Annotated in this window: 17 protein-coding genes and 1 pseudogene; 11 read left to right on the forward strand and 7 right to left on the reverse strand. The window is 68.7% G+C overall.

Annotated elements, in window-relative coordinates; translation table 11 throughout:
• The first annotated feature begins 75 nt into the window (after positions 1 to 75).
• The 4 genes from ACFY2X_RS31615 (at position 76) to ACFY2X_RS31630 (ending at position 2,336) form a co-directional block, all read left to right on the forward strand.
• The gene (locus tag ACFY2X_RS31615) at positions 76 to 687 is read left to right on the forward strand and encodes a flavodoxin family protein (RefSeq protein ID WP_389945436.1); all 612 of its coding nucleotides are present in this window, start codon (positions 76 to 78) and stop codon (positions 685 to 687) included.
• Positions 688 to 783: 96 nt separating this feature from the next.
• Positions 784 to 1,455 (forward strand): alpha/beta hydrolase, encoded by a 672-nt coding sequence (locus ACFY2X_RS31620; protein WP_389945439.1) that lies wholly within the window; start codon positions 784 to 786, stop codon positions 1,453 to 1,455.
• A gap of 77 nt (positions 1,456 to 1,532) precedes the next feature.
• Entirely contained in the window at positions 1,533 to 1,874 is a 342-nt protein-coding gene (locus tag ACFY2X_RS31625) for a transposase (protein WP_389945442.1), read from the forward strand.
• Positions 1,875 to 1,928: 54 nt separating this feature from the next.
• Positions 1,929 to 2,336: a hypothetical protein gene (locus ACFY2X_RS31630; protein ID WP_389945445.1), complete on the forward strand. Its 408-nt coding sequence runs from the start codon at positions 1,929 to 1,931 to the stop codon at positions 2,334 to 2,336.
• A gap of 90 nt (positions 2,337 to 2,426) precedes the next feature.
• On the opposite strand, the gene ACFY2X_RS31635 is transcribed toward ACFY2X_RS31630, so the two are convergent.
• The gene (locus tag ACFY2X_RS31635; RefSeq protein ID WP_389945448.1) at positions 2,427 to 3,320 is read right to left on the reverse strand and encodes an NADP-dependent oxidoreductase; all 894 of its coding nucleotides are present in this window, start codon (positions 3,318 to 3,320) and stop codon (positions 2,427 to 2,429) included.
• A 70-nt stretch (positions 3,321 to 3,390) separates the two neighbouring features.
• Here ACFY2X_RS31635 and ACFY2X_RS31640 point away from each other — a divergent pair, with 70 nt between their 5' ends.
• Both ACFY2X_RS31640 and ACFY2X_RS31645 read left to right on the forward strand, forming a co-directional pair.
• Positions 3,391 to 3,996, forward strand: a complete 606-nt coding sequence (locus tag ACFY2X_RS31640) for a TetR/AcrR family transcriptional regulator (RefSeq protein WP_389945451.1) — start codon at positions 3,391 to 3,393, stop codon at positions 3,994 to 3,996.
• A 200-nt stretch (positions 3,997 to 4,196) separates the two neighbouring features.
• Positions 4,197 to 4,400 (forward strand): hypothetical protein, encoded by a 204-nt coding sequence (locus ACFY2X_RS31645; protein WP_389945453.1) that lies wholly within the window; start codon positions 4,197 to 4,199, stop codon positions 4,398 to 4,400.
• Positions 4,401 to 4,510: 110 nt separating this feature from the next.
• Here the strand turns inward: ACFY2X_RS31645 and ACFY2X_RS31650 are convergent, their stop codons facing one another.
• From ACFY2X_RS31650 to ACFY2X_RS31660, 3 genes and pseudogenes are all read right to left on the reverse strand, one after another.
• Positions 4,511 to 5,209 (reverse strand): hypothetical protein, encoded by a 699-nt coding sequence (locus ACFY2X_RS31650; RefSeq protein WP_389945456.1) that lies wholly within the window; start codon positions 5,207 to 5,209, stop codon positions 4,511 to 4,513.
• Complete coding sequence (locus ACFY2X_RS31655; RefSeq protein ID WP_389945459.1) at positions 5,190 to 5,813, reverse strand: TetR/AcrR family transcriptional regulator; 624 nt, start codon at positions 5,811 to 5,813, stop codon at positions 5,190 to 5,192. The genes ACFY2X_RS31650 and ACFY2X_RS31655 overlap by 20 nt, the downstream gene beginning before the upstream one ends.
• Positions 5,814 to 5,955: 142 nt before the next feature.
• A pseudogene (locus ACFY2X_RS31660) lies at positions 5,956 to 6,147 on the reverse strand (hypothetical protein); the annotation flags it as partial.
• 205 nt (positions 6,148 to 6,352) lie between these two features.
• Between ACFY2X_RS31660 and ACFY2X_RS31665 the strand changes: the two are divergent.
• Positions 6,353 to 7,081, forward strand: coding sequence for a TetR/AcrR family transcriptional regulator (locus ACFY2X_RS31665; protein WP_389945462.1), 729 nt, complete (start codon positions 6,353 to 6,355; stop codon positions 7,079 to 7,081).
• Between the two features lie 214 nt (positions 7,082 to 7,295).
• Here the strand turns inward: ACFY2X_RS31665 and ACFY2X_RS31670 are convergent, their stop codons facing one another.
• Positions 7,296 to 7,727: a MerR family transcriptional regulator gene (locus tag ACFY2X_RS31670; RefSeq protein ID WP_389945465.1), complete on the reverse strand. Its 432-nt coding sequence runs from the start codon at positions 7,725 to 7,727 to the stop codon at positions 7,296 to 7,298.
• 40 nt (positions 7,728 to 7,767) lie between these two features.
• Between ACFY2X_RS31670 and ACFY2X_RS31675 the strand changes: the two genes are divergently transcribed.
• Both ACFY2X_RS31675 and ACFY2X_RS31680 read left to right on the forward strand, forming a co-directional pair.
• Entirely contained in the window at positions 7,768 to 9,021 is a 1,254-nt protein-coding gene (locus ACFY2X_RS31675) for an MFS transporter (RefSeq protein ID WP_389945468.1), read from the forward strand.
• A 27-nt stretch (positions 9,022 to 9,048) separates the two neighbouring features.
• On the forward strand, positions 9,049 to 10,035 hold the full coding sequence (locus tag ACFY2X_RS31680; protein ID WP_389945471.1) for a phosphotransferase: 987 nt from the start codon (positions 9,049 to 9,051) through the stop codon (positions 10,033 to 10,035).
• Between the two features lie 173 nt (positions 10,036 to 10,208).
• On the opposite strand, the gene argG is transcribed toward ACFY2X_RS31680, so the two are convergent.
• The gene (argG, locus tag ACFY2X_RS31685; RefSeq protein ID WP_389945474.1) at positions 10,209 to 11,654 is read right to left on the reverse strand and encodes an argininosuccinate synthase; all 1,446 of its coding nucleotides are present in this window, start codon (positions 11,652 to 11,654) and stop codon (positions 10,209 to 10,211) included.
• Between the two features lie 240 nt (positions 11,655 to 11,894).
• Here argG and ACFY2X_RS31690 point away from each other — a divergent pair, with 240 nt between their 5' ends.
• Positions 11,895 to 12,224 (forward strand): hypothetical protein, encoded by a 330-nt coding sequence (locus tag ACFY2X_RS31690; RefSeq protein WP_389945477.1) that lies wholly within the window; start codon positions 11,895 to 11,897, stop codon positions 12,222 to 12,224.
• Here the strand turns inward: ACFY2X_RS31690 and ACFY2X_RS31695 are convergent.
• On the reverse strand, positions 12,219 to 13,301 hold the full coding sequence (locus tag ACFY2X_RS31695; RefSeq protein ID WP_389945480.1) for an FAD-dependent monooxygenase: 1,083 nt from the start codon (positions 13,299 to 13,301) through the stop codon (positions 12,219 to 12,221). The genes ACFY2X_RS31690 and ACFY2X_RS31695 overlap by 6 nt on opposite strands.
• An 84-nt stretch (positions 13,302 to 13,385) precedes the next feature.
• Between ACFY2X_RS31695 and ACFY2X_RS31700 the strand changes: the two genes are divergently transcribed.
• Positions 13,386 to 13,877: a TetR/AcrR family transcriptional regulator gene (locus ACFY2X_RS31700; RefSeq protein ID WP_389945483.1), complete on the forward strand. Its 492-nt coding sequence runs from the start codon at positions 13,386 to 13,388 to the stop codon at positions 13,875 to 13,877.
• Positions 13,878 to 13,965 lie beyond the last annotated feature (88 nt).

Genomic DNA, 13,965 nt, shown 5'->3' on the forward strand with positions numbered 1-13,965 from the left:
CCAGAGCCGGTAACTTCAAGCTTTGAAGAAAGCTTTTAATACAGCTTTCCATTGAGGATCATGAGAGGTGAGATCATGCAGGCTCGAATCGTGGTCGCGTACCACAGCGGTTACGGGCACACCGCCAAGCAGGCGGAAGCCGTCGCCGCGGGTGCCGAAAAGGTCCCCGACACCGAAGTCCGGCTGGTGTCGCTCACGGAGCTGAACGACGAGTTGTGGGAGCGGCTTCAGGAAGCCGACGCGATCATCTTCGGGACGCCGACCTACATGGGCGGCGCGAGCGCTGGGTTCCGGACCTTCGTGGAGGCCACCAGCCAGGTGTGGGGCGACAACCTCCGCTGGAAGGACAAGATCGCGGCGGGCTTCACCAACAGCGGCAACATGTCCGGTGACAAACTGCACACGCTCGTCGACATCGCACTCTTCGCCGCGCAGCACGGGATGATCTGGGTCGGCCTGGCCGAGTACGGCGGCTGGAACACCTCGCAGGGCAGCCCCGAGGACATCAACCGCCTCGGCAGCTGGCTGGGGGCGATGTCCCAGTCCAACAACGACGAGAGCCCGGAGGTCACCCCGGGAACCTCCGACCTGCGCACGGCCGAGGTGTTGGGCCGACGAGTCGCCGCGATCACCCATGTCCAGTTGCGAGGTCGCTCCGCGAGCGACCTCGCAGCAGCCTCGGCCTAGCCACATGGTGGCCGACAGATGCGTGCGCTGGCCGTTTTGGCGGCTCTTGGCGTGCTCGGGGCCGCGGCGGCGTGCGGAACGAACGGGAAGGCAGACATGACATCCCACCCCTCCCTGAGCGGCCGGACGCGCGCCGCCGCAGCCGCCGAGGTCGGCGTCCCTGACTGCTTCCGTGGGAGCGGGGCGACGGCGTACCAGGTCGCGGACGCCGACGGCGCCCGGATGGTGGCTCTGGGCGCCGGGCCTCGGGGAATCGTCTTCGCCCCGATCTCCTGGGGAGACGCCTGCGAGTGGGCCTCCGAGGCCAAGCGTCTCGCCCGCGCCGGACACCAGGTCGTCACGTTCGACTGGGGCGGTGACCGCGAAAAGACCGTGTCCGCAGCGACCGGTCTGCTGCGAGACCGGGGCGCACAGCAGGTCGCCTGGGTGGGCGGATGCATGGGCGGCACGGTGATGCTCGGCATGGCGGACCGCTCCCGGGACCGCCCCGTCGGCGTCGCGGGGGTCAGCCCGCTGGCCCTGCTGGGCGGCGCTGACGCGGCGGCCGGCCGGCGGTATCGGGGCGAGCTCCTCGTCCTGGGGACCGCCGATGACCCGCTCGCCGACGAGCGCCGGCTGAAGGAGGTCGCGGGGCTCTTCCCCACCGCGGAACTCACCATCCTCCCCGGTGAGCTGCACGCCGCGGAGATCTTCACCGGCCCTCGCGGTGACACCGCGCGTCACACCCTCGACGCCTTCCTCGGCAGAGCGTTCACGCGAGTGCCCTGACAATGTCGTGATCGGGCCGTTGGACGCCTTCGCCGACATGATGAGTCACCGCCACCGGCGACTGTCTCGGACGAGCGATGGCGGAACGGGTCCAGGTTCGGGAGATCGATGACGACGAGGGTCGTCGGCTGCTGCGGATAGTGCGGCGGGGCACGGGGTCGGTGGTGACCTGGCGTCGGGCGCAGAAGGTGTTGCCATCGGCGCAGAAGATGTCTGTAGCAAAAATCGCGGAGGTGACGTTCACCAGCGAGGACCTCGTGCGCGACGTCATCCACAACTTCAACACCGACGGGTTCGACTCGCTGTACCCGAAGTACGCCGGCGGCCGTCCGCGGACGTTCAACCTGCCCGAACGCCGGGAGATCAAGAAGATCGCGAAGTCCAAGCCGGTCGAGCACGGCCTGCCGTTCTCCACCTGAAGCCTGTCCAAGTAAAGCCTGTCCAAGCTGGCGGACTTCCTGGTCGCCGAGGGGGTGGTCGACGACATCTCGCACGAAGGCCTTCGGGCCCTACTCCGTGACGAAGGCGTCTCGTTTCAACGCATAAAGACCTGGAAGACCTCCAAAGACCCTGACTATGCGGTGAAGAAGGCTCGGGTTGAGCACCTGTACGCGATCGCCGACGGCGAGGTGATACCCGAGCCAGGCGAGCCGACCGTCGTGTTCTGTCTGGACGAGTTCGGGCCGCTGAACCTGATGCCGCATTCCGGCCGGCACTGGGCGACGGTCAGTGGCAAGGGCAAGGACCCCGATCGGAACCGCGCCCGCGCCGCCGGGCCACCTACAACCGCAACAACGGGGTCCGGCACCTGTTCACCGCCTTGCGCTACTTCGCGCTGGACGGGACCGACCATGCCAGCCATAAGGAGCAGGACAGCATGATCCGCCGCTACATCACCTGGCGGAACCGGCATGCAGACAACGTCTGCCTCCGTCAGATCGTCACCAGGGCGAACGTCGCCTAAGGCGGCACTAGACGAGGATGACGCGGCGGCCGCGTGTGTGGCCGGCGCGGCTGTCGATGTGCGCCTTTGCGGCTTCGGCCAACGTGTAGGTCTTGTCGACCGGGATGTGGAGCTTCCCCCGCGCGATGAGCGCGGCGGCCTCGGCGAGTGCTTCCGGCACGCTTCCGGCCTCGCCGGAGAATCGGACGCCGAACTGCGGCGCGCTGAGGTCGGCGATGGAGACGACCTTCTGCGGGTCCCGGGTCAGCTCCAGGAGTTCGGGAATCACGCCGGAGCCGGCGAGATCGAGGGCTGCGTCGATGGGACCGAGCTGGCGCACTCTGTCGACCCAGCCGGGGCCGTATGTCGTGGCGAGGGCACCAAGGCTGCGCAGATAGTCCTGGTTCGCCGCCCCGGCCGTGCCGATCACCGTGATGCCACGGTCGCGGGCGATCTGCAGCACCGCGGACCCGACTCCGCCGGAGGCGCCACTGACAAGGAGCGTCTGCCCGGGCTGGACGCCGACCTGGCCGATGATGCGCAGCGCGGTCTCGACCACGGAGGGATACCCGGCCGCCTCTTCGAAGGACAGGCCGTCGGGCATCCGAGCCCAGGCCGAGAGCACGGCGAACTCGGCGTAGGTGTCAGCGCCTTCGCCGAACACGCGGTCGCCGATTTCGAACCCTTCGACGCCCTCCCCGATCTCGTCGACCACTCCTGAGGCGTCCAGTCCGACTCCGGCGGGCAGCCGGATCGGATGGGCCTTCAGGATCTGGCCTTCACGGATTCTCCAGTCGACGGGGTTCACGCCTGCTGCCCGCACCGCTATGCGTATCTGGCCGGGGCCCGCGTGGGGTTCCTCGGCCTCAATGATGTGCAGGACGTCCGGACCGCCGAACTCGGTGAAGTTCACTTTCTTCATGCGGCAGACCATAACACTAACAGTTAGCTTTTTGAAACGGTCGTGTTTTCGCATCTGGTAGTGTTAACGCATGACCGAGCAGCCCGGACGCCGCGAGCGCAAGAAGGCCGCAACCCGCCAGAAGATCGCCGACACCGCCCTGCGCCTGTTCGCCGAGCGCGGCTACGACGCGGTGGGCATCCGCGAGGTGGCCGCCGAGGCCGACGTGGCCGTGACCACGCTCTTCTCCCACTTCAGCTCGAAGGAAGCCCTGGTCTTCGAGCAGGGCGAGGACTTCGAGCAGCGCCTCGTGCGGGCGGTCACCGACCGCCAGCCGCACGAGATGCTCATCCCCGCCCTGCGCCGCGAGATCCACGCCATGGTGCAGCACTGCACGGCGGACGGCGCCGCCCCGCTGTGGCGCATGATCGAGGAATCACCGGCGCTGCGGCAGTACGAGGAGTCGATGAGACAGCGCCACGCCCGGTCGCTGGCAACGGCCATCGCCGCCGACCTGGACTTGCCGCAGACCACGCCGGCCTGCAGCGCGATCGCACGCTTCGTGGTCGACGCCTTCTCGGTCGCCCGCGAAACGGACGACCCGCAAACCGCGGTGGACGAGATCTTCCGCATGATCGAGGCGGCTTGGGCGGTCGCTGGTGCCACTCCACCTACGCGGGAGAGCGTTGTGGTGTGAGGCGCAGGGGATGGAGAACGCGCCAGCCGAGAACGGATCCCGACCGGCGCGTCGCAAGCTACAGGGCAATTGCTGCCTGATAAGGCACTAGCTGCCGCGATCGGGTTCGTGCTCAGCGGGCTGAGCGGTCGATGTCGCGTTGGAACCGAAATCCCGACGATATTGATCTTGGTTGGCCTGCTCGGAGAGGCCCGCGCGTCGTGACCTACCGGCACGCAACCGTCCGGGACAACCATACGGGCCTGGCCAGCGGCACGGTCCTGTACCCGGCTCCCGGGTTTCCCGCCTTCCCCGTCCGGCTCGCCCGCGGGGAGTTCGTCACCGCGATCGCCGAGGCCCTGAATGTCGGCTGCTCCGCGCTGTATCGGCCCCTGGAAGGCGACGTCCGGTCTCCCTCTGCCTGATCACTGAAGCTCGCCGGCTCGGGCTCTGCCAGCTGTCCGCAAAGGACTGCAGCACGGGTGCTGAGCTGCGGCAGCGTGCGGCACCGTACTTTCACCGGACGATCCGCTGTTCATCGTGGGCGAGCGCAGCGGTACTGTTGCGCCCCGTCCCGATCCCGGACGGCGATCCCCACCGCGCGTAGCCCGTCCAGCGCGTTCTCCGCCGCGCCGACCTGCTTGTCGGCCAGGGCCCGCTTGCGTGCCCGCAGCAATGCGTGGGTGGGTTCATCGAGGTCGGGGGTGCCGTCGACCCAGCGGGCGAACTCCGCCTCGCGCGGGTCGGCTGTCCCGCACCACGGGTAACCGAACCGCTCGAACACCTCCCGCAGTCGCTCGGTGGGCAGGTCGGTCGCGCGGACGCGGGCGAGTTCGCCCTCGCTGTGATCGAGGACGACGAGGTCCCGGCCGTCGGTGAACACCGCCCCGACCCGGTCGCAGCGCAGGTGCAGCCCGAAGTCGCCCTCGTGGACGGCAACGTGGTCGCCGTCCACCGTCACGACGGGGCTCTGCCTGCGCGCGAGCGACGCCAGCCACACTCCCGCCCCGGCGCCGACGACGGTCAGCACGGGCACCGCCCACACCGTCGGCAATTGCGCGGCAAGCCGGAGCGGGCCGGGGGCCGAACCAGTGAGGTCCAGCAGCCAGCGCACGAGCGGCGCGACCGCGAAACCCGCGCCGAACCCGAGTACGGCGCCGCCGATGCGGATCAGCCAGAGCCACACCGCGGGCATCCCGACCGTGGCGGCACGCTCATCCGTCGTTGTCCCCATGATTTCTCCTTGTGTCGTCCGGTGGTGGTGCCAGGTAGCGCGCGACGGTGCGCCGGAGCGTGGGCGTGGGGTCGCGGGCGGGATCGGCGTTGAGGAAGACGGCGTCGACGATCGTCTGGATCCACGCGGCGGCCTCCCTCGGGACGAGTGCCGCGTCGACCGTCCCGTCGGCGATGCCGCGCGAGATCAGCCCGGCGAGGCACTCCTGCACGATCCGCGCGGTGCGGGTGACGATGCCGACCAGCTCGGGGTCCCGCTCGGCCTGCCGCAGCAGCTCCACGAGCAGGCCGGGCGCGCTCGGATCCCGGGCGTCCGCGGCGAGCTCGGTGACGAGCTCGAGGATCGCGGCCGCCGGCTGCTCGGCATCGGCGAAGCGGGCGACCAGCTCCTTTGTCAACGGCAGGTCCCGCTCGAACACCGCCCGGAACACCGCCCGCTTGTCCTGGAAGTAGTAGAAGACGCTGCCCGCGCTGAGCCCGGCTGCCCGGGCGATGTCCGCGATGGTCGTCTGCTCGAACCCTTGGGCGGCGAACAACCGGGCCGCGGCGAGCGTGATCGCCTCCCGTCGTTGTGCCACTTGTTCGGCGTCCGCGGTCCGCGCCACCAGCTCCAGCCTTTCAATAACTGAATGATCAATCGAAGATTACTTCAGGACCGACTTCTCGGCAAAGTCCTCAGGTGAGGGCGGACGGATCGTCTTGGAAGCGCCCGGGTGGATCTTCTCCGCCTCGATGTGATGGTCCCGCTCACGCGGCGAGGCCGGATTCGGGATGGGCGAACTGCGCGGCATGCAGGCGGGCGTAAGCTCCGCCCGCGGCCAGCAGCTCTTCGTGCCTGCCCTGTTCGACGATCCGGCCGGAGTCCGTCACCAGGATCAGGTCGGCGTCACGAATCGTGGACAGCCGGTGGGCGATGACGAATCCGGTACGGCCGGCCTGCTCGGAGAATCAGCCGGTGACGAGAGGGCGAGCCTGCCGTCCCGGACGCTGCCGACGATCACCGCGACCTGGAGCGGGTTGTTTGACATGAAGATCATCCAAGGGATGTGTGCGTCGTACCCATTGATGTGTACGCCGTACTCAACAGCGAGTACGGCGTACATGTTTGATACGATGTACGCGTCAACTCGGTAGGAGAACAGACATGGCCGAGAGCACAGAAGCGGGCGCCCGCGAGTCCATCTGGCAGCGGCTGGAACGCCCCGCCAGGCCCCCGCGTGCCGCCCTGACGCATGACCAGATCGCCACGGCCGCGATTGAGATCGCCGACGCCGAGGGCCTGGGCGCCGTCTCCATGCGCCGCCTCGCCGAACGGCTCGGCGTCGCCACGATGGGCCTTTACCGCTACGTGCGCAGCAGGGACGACATCGTCGAGCTCATGGTGGATGCGGCATACGCCGGCAAGGCCGGCTCCGAGAAGGAGGCGGACTGGAGAACCGTGGTGGGCGACGCGGCCTGGGGGCTACGGGCCACCATCCTGCGACATCCCTGGCTCATTCAGGCCACGGCCGTGTCCAGCCCGCTGACACCGAACATGGTCGCGCAGGCCGATCGGCTGCTGGCCTCCCTCGACTCCCTCGACCTCGACGCCGACAGCAAAATGGCGGTCATCGCCACGGTCCGCGCCTACGTCAACGGCGCGGCAGCCGGCGAAGTCGCCCTGACCCAGCTCATGCGGTATGAAGGCGCCACCACGATGGATGACCTGCGCGACGCCTACGCCTCACGCATGATGTGGCTGCTTGAGTCGGACCGCTACCCCGCGTTCAAGCGCTACATTCACGAAGGCGTCAGGAAGGACGACGCCGAGTGGCAGTTCGGCCTTGGCCTGGAGTCCGTCCTCGACGGCCTCGCCGCCCGCATGGGCATCTGACATCGCTCCGTTGCTCGCGCCGACCTTCGCCCGCACGGAGCGGAAGACCTGATCACGGCCGGACGGTGGTCGGGTTTTACCGCCGCTTCCACCGTGCCGACGGCGGGGCTGATCCGGTCGGCGACCACCTCTGCCGGGGCGTTCATGGTGACCCTGACCCGGTACGGCCGGGCAGCCGACGAGGCCCACGGAGGAACGTAACGGAACGCGCCGGTCACCCCGGGTCGGACCGCGTGTCAGGCCCGGGTGCGGTGTCCGGCTGGACGGCGGCGAGGTAGGCGTAGATGGCGTCGCGGTTGCGGGCCAGGCAGTCGATGCGCTGCTGGATCCGCTCGGCCTCACCCCGGAGCAGTCCGGCGACCTCCGGAGTCAGGCACTCCGGATGGAGATGGATCTCATCCGGCTTGTTCAGGAAGGGCAGGATCTTCCGGATGATCTCGGTGGTGAGACCGGAGTCGAGAAGCCCGCGAATCTGCTGGACCCGGTAGATCTCCGACACGCCGTAGCGGCGGTAGCCGTTGTCGGCTCGTTCGGGGTGCAACAAGCCCTGTTCCTCGTAGTAGCGCAGCATCCTGGTGGGGACGCCGGTGCGCCGGGACAGTTCACCGATCTTCATGATGCCCTCGAACAAGGTGGCCGGGATCATATTTGCCTTCACATTGATGTGAAGGTTTCACCATGTTCGCATGCCCACCGCAACGATGACGAACACCACTGCCCCACCGGCCACCCGGACGGCGAAACTACCACTATGGGGGCTGATGGCCCTGTTCACCGCGGCGTTCACCGCCGTGATGACGGAGTTGCTCCCGGCCGGGCTGCTGCCCCAGATGAGTACGGCCCTGCACGTGTCCGAAGGACGTATCGGGTTCCTGGTGACCGTGTACGCGGTCGCCTCCTTTCTCGCCGCGATCCCCCTCACCGCTGCCCTGCGCGGCCTGCCGCGTCGCCCGGTGCTCATCGGCGCGCTCGCCGGATTCGCGATCTTCAACGCCGTCACCGCCTTCTCCGCCTCTTACCCGCTGACCTTCGTGGCCCGGCTGCTGACCGGCGTCATGGGCGGCACACTATGGGCGATGCTCGCCGGCTACGCCGCCCGCATGGTCCCCGCCGAGCGCCGCGGCCGTGCCATCGCCATCGTCCTGGCCGGCATCACCGTCGCGCTCTCCCTGGGCATCCCCGCCGGCACCGCCCTGGCCACCGCCTTCGGCTGGCGCACCGGCTTCGCCGCCCTGGCGGCCCTGGCCGGGGTCCTGGTGGCCTGGGTGAGCTGGAAAGTCCCCGACTTCCCCGGCGAGGCGGCCGCCGAGCGTATCCCACTGCGCCGTGTCGCCTCGCTGCCCGGCATCCCCACCGTTCTGCTCATCACCCTGCTCCTGCTGCTGGGCCACCAGGCGATGTACACCTACATGGCACCGTTCGCCGAGCGATCGGGCTTCGGCCACACCAGCCTGGTCCTGCTCGTCTTCGGCATCGCCACGGTCGCCGGAGTCTGGCTCGTCGGCACCCTGATCGACCGCCACCTGCGGTCGACCCTCCTGGGCGCCCTGGCACTGGTCGCGACCGCGATGCTCGCCCTGGGCCTGCTCGGGCACACCCCCACGGTCCTGCTGATCGCGGTCGCCCTGTGGGGCGTCGCGTTCGGCGGAGCCCCCACACTGCTGCAGGCCGCCCTGGTCGACGCCTCCGGCCCCGGCAACGCGGACGTGGCCACCTCCATGCAGACCACCGTCTACAACGCCGGCATCGCCACCGGATCCCTGACCGGCGGCCTCGTCCTGGAAGGCGCCGGTGCCGGCGCCCTGCCGTGGACCGCTCTCCCCCTGGTCGTCGCCGCCCTGGCCATCGTCACCGCCGCCCGCCGCCACGCCTTTCCCGCCAACCGCCGACGCCTGTCTGGACCATCCGCCATGGAGAGCCGTCAGGCGGACACGGGGTGAAGGTCGCTCCTCCAGTAGGTTCTGCGGGTGCGCAGATTCGCGGAGATCGAAGACCTGTCAGGAGTGGTGCGCGACGCGTTGGGGACGGGGTGCCGCATCGTCGGGGCGGAACGATTGCGTGGGGGGAGCAAGAAGGGGGTGTACCGGGTCCGGCTCGACGGCACCCGGGCGGCAAGTGCGATCGTCTACAGGTGGGCGGGAGAGGAGAACTTCTGGCCTGGCGCCGACACGGACGATGCGGCAGACCCGTTCGCACCCGCCTCAGGGCTGGCGCCGTTCCTGGCCGCGCAGCGCAGGCTGGACGGACTCGGGGTACGGGTCCCGCGCGTGCTGTCGGCGGATGACAGCCGTCGGCGCGACACGGCGGACATCGCCGTGGTCGAGGACATTCCCGGTGGCACGCTGGAAGCGCTCCTCGAAGTCGACGCCGGCCACGCGGCCGCCGTCGTGGGCGACCTGGCCCGGACGCTGGGCCTGATGCAGCGCAACCACGCGCCCCACTACGGCAAGGTGGAGTTGCTGGAGCAGGGCGGCACGGCCCGCGGCGGTTCCTGCGAGAAACTGGTTCTCGACCGCGCCCTGCGAGACCTCGCAGAGGCGGCAGGCCGTGATCCCAGGATCTACGTGGTGCGCGGCCAACTCGACGACCGCCTGCGGGAGTTGGCGGCGCTGGTCACCCCGCGCACCGAATACGGGCTGATCCACGGGGAACTCGGCCCCGACCACGTCCTCGTGGACGCGGAGGGGCGTGCCGTACTCATCGATATCGAGGGCCTGATGTACTTCGACATCGAGTGGGAGCACGTCTTCCTGCGCCTCCGCTTCCACGAGCACTACGCCGCCCTGTCCCGGCCCGGTCTCGACCCGCGGCGTCTTGACCTCTACATGCTGGCCATGCGTCTCTCCCTGGTTGCCGGCCCCCTCCGCCTCCTCGACGGGGACTTCCCCGACCGGGACTTCATGCAAGAGATCGCCGAACATAATCTGCGGGAGGCGCTGGCCCTGCTCCCGTGATCATGCCGAGAAAGCGATCCTTCTCGACATGATCACGAATCGAGGTCTTCCAGCCGTTGAGCGATCGTTTGCCACACACCTGGTCGAGCTGGGGCCGCGACGCGGTGTTGCCCGTCGGCACACCACGGATCGCCGAGGCTGCCGACCGCTGAGACCGTCTCCGCCGTGGCCGGTCAGTCGGTGCCGGACTCCATCGCGGCGTGATCGAGCAGCTCGTCGCCGTCGACCTCTCCGCGGGAGGCGATCACCTCGGCCCCGCCCTCGGGCATCGCGCCGATCAGCCCGGTCGAGGCCGCCTGCGCGGCACCGATCAACGTCGGGTGCGGGCTTCCAACCATGCCGATTCTGGCGTACTGCTCAAGCTTGGCGCGAGAGTCGGCGATGTCGAGGTTACGCATGGTCAGCTGGCCGATGCGGTCGACCGGCCCGAACGCGGAGTCTTCGGTCCGTTCCATGGAGAGCTTGTCCGGGTGGTAGCTGAACGCCGGTCCGGAGGTGTCCAGGATGGAGTAGTCCTCACCGCGCCGCAGGCGCAGGGTCACCTCGCCGGTGACCGCCGTCCCGACCCAGCGCTGCAGCGACTCGCGCAGCATCAGCGCCTGCGGGTCCAGCCAGCGGCCTTCGTACAGCAGCCTGCCCAGCCGCCGTCCCTCGTTGTGGTAGCTGGCGAGGGTGTCCTCGTTGTGGATCGCGTTGACCAGCCGCTCGTACGCCGCGTGCAGCAACGCCATTCCCGGCGCCTCGTAGATGCCCCGGCTCTTGGCCTCGATGATCCGGTTCTCGATCTGGTCGGACATGCCCAGGCCGTGCCGGCCGCCGATGGCGTTGGCCTCCAGCACCAGGTCGACGGCGGAGGCGAACTCCTTGCCGTTGATCGTCACCGGTCGTCCGTGTTCGAAGCCGATCGTGACGTCCTCGGCGGCTATCTCGACGGCGGGGTCCCAGAACCGCACGCCCATGATCGGTTCGACGATCTCGATGCCCGCGTCGAGGTGCTCAAGCTTCTTGGCCTCGTGGGTCGCGCCCCAGATGTTCGCGTCGGTGGAGTAGGCCTTCTCCGTGCTGTCCCGATAGGGCAGGTCACGGGCGAGCAGCCACTCGGACATCTCCTTGCGGCCGCCGAGCTCGCCGACGAAGTCGGCGTCCAGCCACGGCTTGTAGATCCGCAGGGAGGGGTTGGCGAGCAGGCCGTACCGGTAGAACCGCTCGATGTCGTTGCCTTTGAAGGTGGAGCCGTCCCCCCAGATCTGCACGTCGTCCTCGAGCATCGCGCGCACCAGCAGGGTGCCCGTGACGGCCCGCCCGAGCGGGGTGGTGTTGAAGTAGGTGCGGCCACCGGACCGGATGTGGAACGCCCCGCAGGCCAGGGCCGCGAGCCCCTCCTCCACGAGGGCCGACCGGCAGTCGACCAGCCGGGCGACCTCCGCGCCGTACGCCGTGGCGCGCCCGGGCACCGAGGCGATATCAGGCTCGTCGTACTGGCCGATGTCGGCGGTATAGGTGCATGGCACTGCACCCTTCTCGCGCATCCACGCGACCGCTACCGAGGTGTCGAGGCCGCCAGAGAAGGCGATCCCGACACGTTCACCGACAGGAAGGGAGTTGAGCACCTTGGACACGAGCAGAAGTATATACACACCAATGCATGACCATGCAAAGCCGCCGGGTTCGCGGCACCGTCAACGGCCGCTGCCAGGCTCGGCGATCTCGTACTGCGCGCCCCCTCCTGGCGTACCGGCGAAGGTCTGCATGCGGCACCGGTGAGCCGGACGCTACGTTGATCGTTTTATGAAGAAGAAACTGACAATCGTGCTGTTGCTCACATTGACCGCCTGCTCGTCCCGGTCGAGAACCCGATCTTGAAGGACCCGGCGGGCTGGCCGCTTGCCGCGCTGAAGGCGGTGAGCACCAAGGGCGACCTGGAGGAGAAGGCGGACAAGGCGCTGGCCCGGATCCAGGTCGGCCCCCATGACCTGACCCCGTGGATCAACGCCAAGGGCACCTGCGGGCTTGCCGATCACGGCAGCGAGGAGTGGAGCCTCTCCATTGGGCTGGACCAGTCCGGCGCCAGCACCAGTAGCAAGGAGGGCTTCGCCGGCCCGAGGAAGGAGGCGGGATCGGCTGCCGACCAGTGGATCACCGAACCACGCCTCAGGCTCATGTGCGGCGGCAGCCGGGTGGCGCTATGAGGCGTGCGAGCTCGCCGGGCCGGCTCCGCCGCCGAACATCGCCGCAGCCTGCTGGCCTTTCGCCTGGTTTTCCGCGACATATGGCCGCAGTTCCGCCTCGTATGCACTGAACGCGGCCGCGTGGTCGCCGCCCGACAAGGCCAGATTGCGGGCAAGCGTCCACGCGCCGATCAGCGCTTGCGAGGTGCCCATGCCGCTGGTCGGCGCGGCGCAGTACCCTGCGTCGCCGACCAGCGCGACCCGGCCGCGTGACCATCGGTCCAGGTGGACCTGGCAGGCCGAGGAGAAGTAGAAGTCGTCCGCCTCGCTCATCGCCTCCAGCAGCCGGGGTGCCTGCCAGCCGTGCCCGGCGAAGGCGGCTCGCACTGCCCGCTCTTGCTCCTGCCTGTCGCGTCGGTCCAGCGCGGGTGAGGCGGTGGCGAAGGAGAGACTGACCGTGAGCCGATCCGCCCTGTCGGCGCTGAACAGGTAGATCGCCGCGTCCTTGGCCTGCTGCAGCATCCCGCCGCGGTAAAGGCCGAGGTAGTTGGCGGTGCTGAAGCCGGCGCCGGAAAGGCCCAGGTGCCGCAGCGCGTCGGCGTGCGGGCCGAAGGCCAGCTGCCGGACCTTCGAGTAAGCGCCGTCGGCTCCGAACACCAGGTCGAACTCGCGGGTCGTGGCGCGTTCGAACTCGACCGTGACACCGGACCCGTGCTGGGTCAGTCCGCTGATCGAATCGCCGAACACGTACTCCACTCCGTCGGCGGTGACGCGGTGCAGGATCTGGGTCAGCTCCCGCTTCGGCACTTCCAGCTCGCCCGCGAACGCCTCGGCGGGCAGCCGCCCGGCCTCGACGCCCCTCTCGTCTATCAGGGCGGTGCCACGCATGTTCGTTTCGTGCCCGCGAACCTCGGCGAGGATGCCCACCTCTTCCAGCACGTCGAGCGCCGCGCCGCGGAAGTCCACCGCGTATCCGCTGTCACGAAGCTCCGGCGCGCGCTCGACGACGGTCACATCGTGCCCGTCGCGGTGCAGGAAGTAGGCAAGGGCGGGTCCGGCCACGCTCGCACCCGAGATCAGAACCTTCATCTTGGTCATGCGAAGACCGTAGTCACGTTTTATCCATTTGGTCAAACCAAATGGATAGACCGATTGGTCAAACCCTCCGGTATGCTGCATGGCATGGGAAACCGAGAGGATTTGCTCGCCGGAGCCAAGCGGTGCCTGATCGAACGCGGCTGGGCTCACACGACCGTCCGGGACATCGCCTCGGCCGCCGGAGTCAGCCACGCCGCCATCGGTTACCACTTCGGCTCCAAGGACGCCCTGCTCACCCAGGCCCTGGTGGAAGCGGTCGACGAGCTCGGCGACGAACTCGCCCGTCGCGCCCCGTCCGACAAGCCCGAGCAGCGCTGGCAGGTGCTGATCGACAGCTTCACCACCCATCGGGCGTTGTGGGTGGCCCAACTCGAGGCCGCGGTGCAGGCCGAGCGGTCACCAGAGGTACGCGAACACCTCGCCAGGGGGCAGCGCGAAGGGCGAGAGGGGCTCGGCGGCTCAGTTCCGCTCGCATTGCTGACCGGCCTGATGCTGCAGTGGCTGGTGGACCCGGACCACGCGCCCTCCGGCGCGAATGTGATCGCCGAGCTTCGATCACTCGCCGACCAGCTCTGACACGGCGGCGGGCGGCGCAGAGATCGCGTGTACCTCTCTTGGCCCTGGGACCGTACGGGGTTATTGAACGCGCGGACGTGACCGCTGA

It is taken from the genome of Streptosporangium sp. NPDC000396 (assembly GCF_042898655.1).
In the GTDB taxonomy this organism is placed as follows: Bacteria; Actinomycetota; Actinomycetes; order Streptosporangiales; family Streptosporangiaceae; genus Streptosporangium.